This window comes from Pseudonocardia sp. NPDC049635, assembly GCF_040659795.1.
Lineage (GTDB): Bacteria > Actinomycetota > Actinomycetes > Mycobacteriales > Pseudonocardiaceae > Pseudonocardia.
In genome coordinates this window covers 43,915-55,358 of record NZ_JBFAON010000014.1, presented here as the reverse complement: position 1 = coordinate 55,358, position 11,444 = coordinate 43,915, and the positions used below count along the sequence as shown (strand labels likewise).

Annotated in this window: 11 protein-coding genes; 5 read left to right on the top strand and 6 right to left on the bottom strand. The window is 71.7% G+C overall.

What is annotated here, in order from left to right:
* Positions 1-31 precede the first annotated feature (31 nt).
* The 3 genes from rfbA (at position 32) to AB0J24_RS17860 (ending at position 3,027) form a co-directional block, all read left to right on the top strand.
* Positions 32-928 carry a glucose-1-phosphate thymidylyltransferase RfbA gene (rfbA, locus tag AB0J24_RS17870; RefSeq protein WP_358682601.1) on the top strand — a complete coding sequence of 299 codons (897 nt, stop codon included), beginning with the start codon at positions 32-34 and terminating at the stop codon, positions 926-928.
* Between the two features lie 22 nt (positions 929-950).
* A complete protein-coding gene (rfbC, locus tag AB0J24_RS17865) occupies positions 951-1,523 on the top strand; it encodes a dTDP-4-dehydrorhamnose 3,5-epimerase (RefSeq protein ID WP_358682599.1) in 573 nt (190 codons plus the stop codon).
* A gap of 106 nt (positions 1,524-1,629) precedes the next feature.
* The gene (locus AB0J24_RS17860; RefSeq protein WP_358682597.1) at positions 1,630-3,027 is read left to right on the top strand and encodes an NDP-hexose 2,3-dehydratase family protein; all 1,398 of its coding nucleotides are present in this window, start codon (positions 1,630-1,632) and stop codon (positions 3,025-3,027) included.
* A gap of 53 nt (positions 3,028-3,080) precedes the next feature.
* On the opposite strand, the gene AB0J24_RS17855 is transcribed toward AB0J24_RS17860, so the two are convergent.
* The 6 genes from AB0J24_RS17855 to AB0J24_RS17830 all read right to left on the bottom strand — a co-directional run bounded on the left by AB0J24_RS17855 (position 3,081) and on the right by AB0J24_RS17830 (position 9,128).
* Entirely contained in the window at positions 3,081-4,334 is a 1,254-nt protein-coding gene (locus AB0J24_RS17855; RefSeq protein WP_358682595.1) for an activator-dependent family glycosyltransferase, read from the bottom strand.
* Between the two features lie 37 nt (positions 4,335-4,371).
* Entirely contained in the window at positions 4,372-5,481 is a 1,110-nt protein-coding gene (locus tag AB0J24_RS17850) for a DegT/DnrJ/EryC1/StrS family aminotransferase (RefSeq protein WP_358682593.1), read from the bottom strand.
* A gap of 110 nt (positions 5,482-5,591) precedes the next feature.
* A complete protein-coding gene (locus AB0J24_RS17845; RefSeq protein ID WP_358682591.1) occupies positions 5,592-6,197 on the bottom strand; it encodes a response regulator transcription factor in 606 nt (201 codons plus the stop codon).
* Positions 6,194-7,333, bottom strand: coding sequence for a sensor histidine kinase (locus AB0J24_RS17840; RefSeq protein WP_358682589.1), 1,140 nt, complete (start codon positions 7,331-7,333; stop codon positions 6,194-6,196). The genes AB0J24_RS17845 and AB0J24_RS17840 overlap by 4 nt, the downstream gene beginning before the upstream one ends.
* 35 nt (positions 7,334-7,368) lie before the next feature.
* Positions 7,369-8,163: an ABC transporter permease gene (locus AB0J24_RS17835; RefSeq protein WP_358682587.1), complete on the bottom strand. Its 795-nt coding sequence runs from the start codon at positions 8,161-8,163 to the stop codon at positions 7,369-7,371.
* The gene (locus AB0J24_RS17830; protein WP_358682585.1) at positions 8,160-9,128 is read right to left on the bottom strand and encodes an ABC transporter ATP-binding protein; all 969 of its coding nucleotides are present in this window, start codon (positions 9,126-9,128) and stop codon (positions 8,160-8,162) included. Before AB0J24_RS17830 ends, AB0J24_RS17835 begins: the two co-directional genes overlap by 4 nt.
* A gap of 201 nt (positions 9,129-9,329) precedes the next feature.
* Between AB0J24_RS17830 and AB0J24_RS17825 the strand changes: the two genes are divergently transcribed.
* Together AB0J24_RS17825 and AB0J24_RS17820 are read left to right on the top strand one after the other, a co-directional pair.
* Entirely contained in the window at positions 9,330-10,547 is a 1,218-nt protein-coding gene (locus tag AB0J24_RS17825; protein ID WP_358682582.1) for a class I SAM-dependent methyltransferase, read from the top strand.
* The gene (locus tag AB0J24_RS17820; protein ID WP_358682579.1) at positions 10,547-11,419 is read left to right on the top strand and encodes a TIGR03621 family F420-dependent LLM class oxidoreductase; all 873 of its coding nucleotides are present in this window, start codon (positions 10,547-10,549) and stop codon (positions 11,417-11,419) included. Before AB0J24_RS17825 ends, AB0J24_RS17820 begins: the two co-directional genes overlap by 1 nt.
* Positions 11,420-11,444 lie beyond the last annotated feature (25 nt).

The following is an 11,444-nucleotide window of genomic DNA, read 5'->3' as shown; positions in this document are numbered from 1 at the left end:
CGGGTCGCGACGGAGGGGAAGTGAACGTCTCGTGCAGGGGATCGTGCTGGCAGGTGGCGCCGGGACTCGATTGCATCCGGTGACGCTGCCGATTTCCAAGCAATTGCTCCCGGTCTACGACAAACCGATGATCTACTATCCGCTCTCGGTCCTGATGCTGGCCGGCGTCCGGGACATCCTGCTCATCTCCACGCCACGGGACCTACCCCTGTTCCACAGGCTGCTCGGCGACGGTGGTCACCTGGGTCTGAACCTGAGCTACACCGCGCAGCACGAGCCACGCGGGCTGGCCGACGCCTTTCTGATCGGGGCCGACCACATCGGCGACGACACCGCCGCCCTGGTGCTGGGCGACAACATCTTCCACGGCCCGAACTTCTCCGAACTGCTCGAACGCACCGCGACCGACGTGCACGGCTGCGTACTGTTCGGCTATCCCGTCGGGGACCCGGAGCGCTATGGCGTCGCGATCACCGACCAGTGGGGTCGCCTGACCGACATCGAGGAGAAGCCGACCCACCCGCGCAGCAACCGTGCGGTCACCGGCCTGTATTTCTACGACAACGACGTCGTCGAGATCGCCCGTGGGATCCGCCCGTCGGCTCGCGGGGAGCTGGAGATCACCGATGTCAATCGCGTCTATCTGGAGCGCGGCGACGCCCGGCTGATCGACCTCGGCCGCGGCTTCGCCTGGCTGGACACCGGCACCCACGACTCGCTGCTGCAGGCCGGCCAGTACCTGCAGACCCTCGAACACCGGCAGGGCGTGCGGATCGCCTGCCTGGAGGAGATCGCGCTGCGGATGGGCTTCATCGACGCCGCCGCCTGCCACGCGCTGGGCGAACGGCTGGGCGCCACCGCCTACGGCCGCTACGTCATGGCCATCGCCGCCGAGCACGGGTATCGCGATGTCCGCCCGGCCGGTTGAGCCGCGCACCCTCACCGGCGGGATGCGGATCCGTCCGCTCGCCGTCGAGGGTGCTGTCGAGTTCTCCCCTCCGGTGCACGGCGACGCCCGCGGCGTGTTCGTCTCGCCCTACCAGGAGCCCGCCTTCGTCGAGACGGTAGGACACCCGTTGGCGGTGGTGCAGACCAATCAGAACCGCTCGGCGGCCGGGGTGGTCCGCGGCGTGCACTACGTCGCCGACCCGCCAGGCCAGGAGAAGTTCGTGCACTGTGTGCGCGGGCGGGCCCTGGACGTCGTGGTCGACCTGCGGGAGGGTTCGCCGACCTTCGGCCGCTGGGACGTCGTCGAGATGGACGACGTCGCGTTCCGCGGCCTGTACTTCCCGGCCGGCACCGGGCACGCCTTCCGCGCGCTCACCGACGACACCGTCATGTCCTATCTGGTCACCACGAACTACGACCCGGAGCTGGAGCGGACCGTGCATCCGCTCGACCCGGAGCTGGCACTGCCGTGGACCGGCGGACCGGCCCCGGTGCTCTCCGCCCGCGACCGCGACGCACCGATGCTGCGTGACGCCGCCGCCGCCGGCCTGCTCCCGGCCCACCACCGACCCTGACCACGCCCCCGCGGGCGGCCGGGACCGCCCGTGGACCGCCCTGGAGGCCACCGTGTCCCTGACCGCCGTACCCCGACCTGCACCGACGAACCCGGCGAGGATCGCGGTGTCCGCGCTCACCCGCTCCGGCGCGACCTCGCCGCAGGACTACCTGGACTGGTACGACGGCTGCGCCGAGCGCAACCACACCACCTCCACCCGGGTACCGCTGGACCGGCTCGACGGATGGACGATGCACCGTGAGACGGGCAATCTCGCGCACGTCAGCGGCCGCTTCTTCGTCGTCGAGGGGCTCGACGTGCGGCGGCCCGGCGCGGTCGTCGAACACTGGTCCCAGCCGATCATCAACCAGCCCGAGATCGGCATCCTCGGGCTGCTCGTGCGCGAGTTCGACGGGGTGCTGCACTGCCTGGTCCAGGGCAAGGTCGAGCCCGGCAACTGCAACGGCGTGCAGATCTCGCCGACCGTGCAGGCCACCCGCAGCAACTACACCAGAGTCCACGGTGGACGATCCATCCCGTACCTGGAGCACTTCCGCGAACCGGCCGGGCACCGGGTCGTCGCCGACGTCCGCCAGTCCGAGCAGGGCGCCTGGTTCCTGCAGAAGCGGAACCGGAACATGGTCGTCGACCTGACCGGCGAGCCCGCGCCGCCGGTGCACGAGGACTTCTGCTGGTTGACCCTCGGCCAGGTGCACGCCCTGCTCGGCACGACCGACACCGTCAACATGGACCTGCGAACGGTGCTGTCCTGCCTGCCGTTCGCCGGGCCCGATCCGGCGGCACTGCTGCCGTCCGGCGCGGGTGACTTCGCGGCCGCGGTGGCCCGGTCCTGCGACGAGGCAGCACCCGCGCGGCACTCCTCGGCAGAGATCCTCAGCTGGATCACCGGGGCCCGCACCCGGCACGAGATCACCGCCACCCGGGTCCCGCTGAACCAGCTGGAACGCTGGGTGCACCGGGACGGCGAGATCGGGCACGAGACCGGCAGGCACTTCACCGTCCGCGGGCTGGAGATCGTCGCCCGTGGTCGGGAGGTCGCCCGCTGGTCGCAGCCGATGTTCTCACCGGTCGGCACCGGCCTGTCGGCGTTCCTGGTACGCCGGATCGACGGGGTGCTGCACGCGCTGGTGCACGCGAGGGTCGAGCCGGGGCTGATGGACGTCGTCGAGCTCGCCCCCACCGTGCAGTGCACGGTGGAGAACTACGTGCCGGGCCCGGCGGAGCTGCGGCCGCCGTTCCTCGACGTGGTGCTCGACGCCCCGCCCGGCGCGGTCCGCTACGACGTCGTGCTCTCCGAGGAGGGTGGCCGGTTCGACCACGCCAGGGTGCGCTACCTGATCGTCGAGATCGACGAGGACGTGACGCCCGCCGAGCGGCCCGACCACCGCTGGATGCCCCTGCACCAGCTGGTCGGGTTGTTGCGGCACAGCCACTACGTGAACGTGCAGGCCCGGACCCTGGTCGCCTGCCTGCACAGCCTCGCCTCCCCCGGCCCGGCCTGAACGCGGGACGCCCCCGCGGCCGGTCCGGGCGCGGGGGCGTCGTGCGGGACGGTTCAGCGGCGGAGCTCGCGGGTCAGCGACTCGATCTCGCCGATGATCTCGTTCGGTGCGGGCATCCCGAGCATCCGGTCCCGTAGCTTCCCGGCTGCCGTGGTGAACGACGGCTCGTTGAGCAGCCTGCGGACCATGTCGCGCAGATCGCCCACGCCCACCGACGACGGGTGCGCGTAGAGCCCGGCGCCGAGCTCCGCCGTCCGGATGGCCTTGATCCACATGTCGCCGTGCCGGATCGGCAGCAGAACCTGCGGGACGCCGTGCAGGGCCGCGGTCGACCAGGTGCCGAAGCCGCCGTGGTGGATGACGGCCGAGCAGCTCCCGACCATCGCGTGCAGTGGGACGAACTCGGTGAGCCGGGTGTTCGGCGGTACCGTCCCGAGCTGCTCCTGCTCCTCTGCGGAGAGCGTCGCGACGACCTCGACGTCGAGGTCGGCGAGCGCATCGAGAGAGTCCCTCAACGGGATGTAGGTCTCCCCGAGCGCCGTCGCGAACGAGGTGCCGGGGGTCAGCAGCACCCGCGGGCGCTCCAGCGGCTCGTACACCCACGGCGGGACGACGGCGCGCCCGTTGTACGCGGTGTAGCGCATCGGGACCCGGCGCAGGTCGCCCAGGTCGAGCTGGATTCCCGGCGGAACCTGGTCGATCGAGAAGTCACCGTGCAGGGCGCGGCCGTCGAAACCGGATCCGACCGCCTCCAGCTGCGGTTCGAGCCACTCGCGGAGGGGGTCCTCGCGCTCGTCAGCCGGTTGGTCCGCGGCCAGCCCGTTGAAAACCGAGCGCATGGTGGAGTAGACGTCGATCGACCACAGCAGTCGCGCATGGGCGGCGCCGACGGCGGCCGCGGCGACCGGGCCGGCATAGGTCAGCGGGTCCCACACGACCAGGTCGGGCCGCCACCACCGCGCGAACTCGACCAGGTCGTCGACGATCGGGTCGTTGAACGGGGCCAAGCCGTAGGGTACGCCCGCCTGGTACTTCAGCAGGACCTGCTCCCAGGTCTGGCGATCGGCGAACGGCTCGCTCCAGTCGGCCATCTCGTGCTCGACGGTGTCCTGGGCGCCGAGCAGCTCGTGGTAGGTGTGGTCCTTGCCGACCTCGACGGCGGTGATGCCGGCCGATGCGGTCGTCTCGGTGATCATCGGGGAACCCGCCAGCCGGACCTCGTGTCCGGCCGTGGCCAGCGCCCAAGCGAGCGGGACCATGGTCAGCACGTGGGAGCGTTCGGCCATGGTCGTGAACAGGATGCGCACGGGTCGACCTCCGGTCGATGTCGCAGGGTGAGGTGCGTCAGAGCCGGTCGAGGACCTCGAGCAGCGCGTCGACGACCTTGGTCTGGGTGCCCGCCGGCAGGCTCGGGTACATCGGCAGCGAGAAGATCTCGCCGGCCAGCTTCTCGGTGACCGGCAGGTCACCGGCGCCGTAGCCGAGGTGTGCGAAACCGGTCATCGTGTGTACCGGCCACGGGTAGCTGATGTTGAGCTGGATGTCGCGCTCGGCGAGCGCCGCGAGGATCCGGTCGCGCTCCGGATGCCGCACGACGTAGACGTAGTGCACGTGCTCGTTGCCCGGGTTGGCGGAGGGCAGTACCAGGTCGGTGCCGGCGAGCGCCTCGGCGTAGCGGGCGGCCACCGCGCGCCGGCCCTGCACGTAGGCGTCGAGCCGGGTCAGCTTGCGCCGCAGGATCTCTGCCTGCACCTCGTCGAGGCGAGCGTTATGCCCGGGCGTCTCGACGACGTAGTAGACGTCGGCCATGCCGTAGAAGCGCCGCCTGCGCAGGGTCGCGTCCAGCTCGGGGTCCGCGGTGACGACGGCGCCGCCGTCGCCGTAGGCGCCGAGCACCTTGGTCGGGTAGAAGGAGAACGCGGCGGCCCGGCCGAACGTCCCGGCGAGCCGCCCGTCCTGGGTCGCGCCGTGCGCCTGGGCGCAGTCCTCCATGATCGGGACGCCGGTCTCGTCGGCGACCGCCCGCAGAGCGGCCATGTCCACGCACTGGCCGTAGAGGTGCACCGGCAGCAGCGCACGGGTCCGCTCGGTGACCGCGGCGCGGACCTGGCCGACGTCCATCAGGAAGTCGTCCTCGCCGACGTCGACGAACCGCGCGGTGGCGCCGACCTGGTCGATCGCGACGACGGTCGGCGCGGCGGTGTTGGCGACGGTCACGACCTCGTCGCCGGGCCCGACACCGAGCGCGCGCAAGGCCAGCACGATCGCGTTGGTCCCGTTGTCGACACCCACGCAGTGCGGCAGTGAATGGTAGGCGGCGAACTCCGACTCGAATGCCTCGACGCTCGGCCCGAGTACCAGCCTGCCGGACCGGAAAACGGTGTCCACGGCGTCGTGGATGTCCTCGCGCTCGCTCTCGTACTCGGGCAGGTAGTCCCACACGCGGGTGGTCACGTGGCATCCTCCGAATGGTCGGCATGGAGTTCGGCGCGCAGTTCTGCTCCGCGAATCCAGCTCAATCCATCTGGCCGTGACCGACAACCCCTAGGGCACCCCTGACCCCCTCACAGCCAGCCCCGTTCCTCGGCGATACGCAGCGCCTCGCCACGGGTCCTGGCCCCGGTCTTCCCGATCGCCGAGGACAGGTAGTTGCGGACCGTGCCCTCGGTCAGGTGGAGGTCGGCGGCGGCCGCCGCGGCGGTCCGGCCGTCGGCGACCGCACGCAGCACGTCGCGCTCGCGCTCGCTGAGCGGGCTGGCGCCCATGGTCAGGGACTCCGCGGCGAGACCGGGGTCGACGACACGCAGTCCCTGATGCACTCGGCGGACGGCGTCGACGAGCTGCTCGGGCGGGGCGTCCTTGACGACGAACCCGGCGGCACCGGCCGTCATCGCCCTGGCCAGGTAACCCGGCCTGCCGAACGTGGTGCAGATGAGGATCCGGCAGGACGGGTGGTCGCGGTGCAGGCGCTCGGCCGTGGCCAGCCCGTCCAGCCCCTGCATCTGCACGTCCAACAGCACCACGTCGGGCGGGCGTTGCGCGACCGCGGCCAGGGCGTCCTCCCCCGACCCGACCTGGCCCACCACGGTGATGTCACGTTCCAGGTCGAGCATGGCGGCCAGCGCGCCCCGCACCAGTGCCTGGTCGTCGACCACCAGGACCTCGATCATGACGTCTCCGCCGTCCCGTCGTCGTCCGTCCGCGGTGCCCGCCCGGAGCCGGCCTCGGCCCGGACCCGGGTCCCCGCCCGGTTGCCCGCCCCGACGCGCAACGTGCCGTCGACCGCGGCCAGCCGCTCCCGCAGTCCGGTGAGGCCGTTGCCCTCGGGGGCGCCGGCCACACCGGCGCCGTCGTCCTCGACCTCGGCCCAGGTGCGGCCGAGGCGGACGGTGACGGTGCCCGCCCCGGAGTGCCGGACCGCGTTGGTCACCGACTCGCGCAGCACGTGCGCGAAGACCTGCCGCAGGTGCGGTTCGACGTCGTCGACCGAGGTCGGCAGGTCGTCGTCGATGCCGGCGGCGCGCAACGTCTCGCGTACCCCGGCGAGCTCGGCGGCCAGAGACGTCTCGCGGAACTCCGAGACGGTGCTGCGCACGTCGCCGAGGGCCTGGCGGGAGAGTCGCTCGACGTCACCGATCTCGCCGCGAGCCTGTTCGGCGGACCCGGTCTCCAGCGCCCGCCTGGCCAGGCCGGCCTTGATCGTGATGGTGGTGAGGCTGTGCCCGAGGATGTCGTGCAGGTCGCGCGCGACCCGCTGCCGTTCACGCACGGCGGCCAGCTCGGCGACCTGGTCGCGGGCCGTCTGCAGCTCCTCGTTCGCCTCGGTGAGCCGGACCATCAGTGCCACTGCGGCGGTCACCGAGACGAGCACGACGACGTTCGCGAACTGGTCGGACAGGTCGCTGGTCTCCCAGGCCGTCACGGTGAGCCCGGCCGCGACGACCGTCGTGACGACCGTCACGACCCAGGTGGGCATGAGGGCGGCGACGATGCCCAGCCCGCACAGCAGCACCCAGGAGTTGCCGATCCCCGTCACCCCGACGAAGGTGACGCCGGCCGCGACCAGCGTCATGCAGAACACGCCCCGGGCGACCTCGCTCATCCGCACCGACAGCGGGACCGCCAGCACGCAGGCCAGGGTGTAGAGCACGCCCAGGATCGTGGCCGGGATCCGCAGCGCGGGCTCGACGTGGCCGAGCGCGTCCACCCAGGCGGGCACCAGCACCACGCTGAACACCCCGCTGAGCAGCGGCGCCACGACCCGTGCCCCGCGGTCCCGCGACAGCCCGCCGCCGTTCGACCACATGAGGTGACGATATCCCGGACCGGTCGCGGCGCCCGTCAGGTCCGTGCGGAGTCGCGCCGGTAACGCCACACCACGGCCGCGGAGAGGACGACCGTCCAGCCGAGCAGGATCAGCGCCGCCGTCACCGGGCTGCGGTCGGGCAGGATCCCGGCCCGGCCCAGCTCGGCGAGCCAGTAGCTCGGGACGAACGAGGCAATGTCGTTCCACCAGGCGGGCAGCATCTCCAGCGGCATGAACAGGCCGCCGAACATGGCGAGCAGCAGCATCGCCATGATCACGAAGTTCTGCACGTTGTCCTTGGTGGCGACCTGCCCGATGAGCAGGCCCAGCACGGCGAACGGCAGCGCGCCGAGCCAGATGAACACGGTGACGTGCAACCAGCCGGTGAGGTCGAGGCGCACCCCCTCCAGCACCACCGCCACCACCGGCACGACGACGGCGGTCGGCAGCGCGACCGCCATCGCCACGGCGACTTTCCCGACCAGGTAGCCGAAGCCGGACAACGGGGTCAGGCGCAGCTGGCGCTGCCAGCCGGCGACCCGTTCGTTGACGACCCTGGTCCCGATCAGCAGGCCGGCGGTCATCACGCCCCAGGCGGCCATGCCGACCATGACGGTGCGCGGGAAGTCCGTGGCCGACGCGTCGGCGCCCGCCACGTCGGTGAACAACATGACCTCCAGCAGGTAGAACCCGGCGGGGAAGCCGATGGTGAACAGCAGGGTGCCCGGTGCCCGCAGGGCGCGCCGGATCTCCAGGTAGAGGTAGCCGGGGTCGATACCGAACCCGGCCCGTGCCGGTGCCCGGCCACGGTCGCGGACCTGGGTGGTCATGCCGTGGTTCCCTTCGTGTCGGTCGGGGTGGCGTCGGCGCCGGTCAGGGCGACGAACGCCTCGTCGAGGCTGACCCCGACGACCTCGATGTCGTGTGCGTCCGGGAGTTCCCGGACCAGGGCCCGCAGGGTGCGGTCGGAGTCGGAGCTGATCAGCCGGGCCACGCCCTGGCGGATCTCGGCGTCGACGACGCCGGGCAGTGCCCGCAGCACGTCCTCCGGGGTCTCCGGGACGGCGGCCCGAACGGTGCGCCCGGCGGCCAGCGCCCGCACCTGGGCGACCGAACCGTCGGCGACGATGCGGCCCGCGCGCAGGAAGACCACCCGGTCGGCGAACTGCTCGGCCTCCTCCAGGTAGTGGGTGGCGAACACAACGGTGCGGCCGGTGCTGGTCAGCTCCTGCATGGACTCCCAGAACGCGCGCCGGGTCACGACGTCCATCGCGGCCGTCGGCTCGTCCAGGATCAGCAGGTCGGGATCGCTCACCACGGCGAGGGCGAAGCGCACGCGTTGGCGCTGGCCGCCGGAGAGCTTGGTGGTGGGACGCCCGGCGAGGTCGGAGATACCTGCGACGGCCAGCGCCCGGGACACCCCCATCGGGGACCGGTGCAGCGAGGACACCATGCCGACGACCTCGCCGACGGTGGCATCGTCGAGCAGCGCACCTCCCTGCAGCATCGCGCCGATGGTGCCCGCCCGGACGGCCTCGGCCGGCGGGGCGCCGAACACCGTCACCTCGCCGCGGTCCGGTGTGGTCAGCCCCAGCACCATGTCGATGGCGGTGGACTTGCCGGCACCGTTGGGGCCGAGCAGCGCCACCACCTCCCCCGGCTCGATCCTCAGGTCGATAGCGTCGACCGCTCGGACGGTCCCGTAGTCCTTGCCCAGGCCGCGCAGCCGGACCGCGGCCTCGGCCGGCGCCGTGGTGTCCCGCCCGTCCGTCCTGACGACATCCCCTGTGGTCATACCCCTCACCTTCGTCCGGTTCGTCCGCGCGGACCGCTCCCGGACGTCATCGAGGTGACCTGACGAACGTCACGGCTCCCGCGGCGGTCCGTGTGCCGCTCCCGATCGTGCGGCGGTCCCGAGGGCGCCGACACCCCTACCCGCGGCGGGAGACCGTTTCTGGGGTTGGCCGCGGCCGACCGGCCGACCTACTTTTCGACCATGACCGAGTGCCAGATCTGCGGCGGCCAGGTGACCGAACTCGTCGATTTCGGACGGCAGCCGCTGTCCGATGCATTCCGCGTCCCGGACGATTCCTCGGAGGAGTTCTTCTTCCGTCTCGCGGTGGGCCTGTGCGGTACCTGCACGATGGCTCAGCTGATGGAGGAGGTACCCCGCGAGAAGATGTTCCACGAGGACTACCCGTACCACTCCTCCGGCTCGACGGTGATGCGCAAGCATTTCGAACTCACCGCCCGGCGTTTCCTGGAGTCCGAGCTGAACGGTGACGACCCGTTCATCGTCGAGATCGGCTGCAACGACGGCATCATGCTGCGCACCGTCGCCGAGCAGGGCGTCAGGCACCTCGGGGTGGACCCCTCCGACGGCGTCGCCGAGGTGGCGCGCCGACTGGGGGTGCGGGTGCGGACCGCGTTCTTCGAGGAGGCCACGGCCCGGGAGATCGCCGACGGGCACGGGCACGCGGACGTCGTCTACGCGGCGAACACGATCTGCCACATCCCGTACCTGAACTCGATCTTCCAGGGGCTGGAGGTCCTGCTGCGCCCGTCCGGGGTGTTCGTGTTCGAGGACCCCTACCTCGGCGACATCGTCGAGCGGACCTCGTTCGACCAGATCTACGACGAGCACTTCTACCTGTTCACCGCCCGCTCGGTGCGGGAGATGGCGCGCAGGCACGGCTTCGAGCTCGTGGACGTGGAGCGGCTCCCGGTGCACGGCGGCGAGGTGCGCTACACCGTCGCCCGGGCCGGATCCCGGCCGGTGGACGCGGCCGTCGAGGCGCTCCTCGCCGAGGAGGCGGAGCGCGGTCTCGGCGAACCCGCGACGCTGCGCGCGTTCGGCGACGCCGTCGCCAGGATCCGCACGGACCTGGTCGCGCTGCTGTCCGAGCTGCGTGCACAGGGCAGGCGGGTCGTCGCCTACGGAGCGACGGCCAAGAGCGCGACCGTCGCCAACTACTGCGGGCTCGGCCCGGACCTGGTCGAGTTCGTCGCCGACTCGACCCCGGCCAAGCAGGGCCGGCTCACCCCCGGCACGCACATCCCCGTCCGCCCGCCGGAGGCGTTCGCCGAGGCCCACCCGGACCACGCGCTGCTGTTCGCCTGGAACCACGCCGAGGAGATCATGGCCAAGGAACGGGCCTTCCGCGAGGCCGGCGGCCGCTGGATCCTCTACGTGCCCGACGTCCACGTCGTCTGATGGTCAGGCCGTTCCGGTTCGGGGTCTGCCTGATCGCCGAGGGTCGCTCCCGCGCGGACTTCGTCCGCACCTGCCGGAGAGCGGAGGACCTCGGTTACGACCTGGTGGCCGCGGCCGATCACGTCAACCTGTGCTCGCCGCTGCCTGCGGTGATGCTGGCGGCAGAGGTGACGTCGCGGGTGCGGGTCGGGACCTACGTGCTCAACGCCTCTTTCCACGAACCCGCGCTGCTGCGTCGTGACATCGCGACGCTCGACCGGTTCACCGACGGGCGGCTCGAGGTGGGACTGGGTAGCGGCTACGTGCCGTGGGAGTTCGAGGCCGTCGGGCGGCCGTGGGCCCCGCGGGAGCGCGTCGACCGGCTGGCCGCCGCGCTCGAGGCGCTCACCGCCGGCCCGGACCTCGCGGTGTACCGGCCACGGCAGTCGCCGCGGCCGCCGCTGCTGGTCGGCGGGAACGGCGACCGCGTCCTCGCACTGGCGGCCCGGTACGCCGAGACCGTCGGGTTGGTGGGGACGACGTTCCGCCCGGAGCTGGGCCGGATGGACCTGCTGGACCGCGACGAGCTCGCCGGACGGGTGAAGTACGTGCACGCGATGGCCGGTGACCGGGCCGCGGACCTGCGTCTGGACGTCCTGGCCAAGGCCACGGTGATCACCGGCGACCGGGCGTCCGCGGTGGCCGGGTTGCGCCGTTACGGCCGCGCCCTGTCCGACGACCAGCTACTGGAGCTGCCGAGCCTGTGGGTCGGCAGCCTCGACGCGATCGAGGAGCAGATGTATCGCCATCGCGAGGAGCTGGGGATCAGCTCGGTCACCGTGATGGAACACGACCTGGAGAGCTTCGGCCGAGTGATCGCCCGCATGCGATGACCGGGGCACCATCGGCCACGACCCC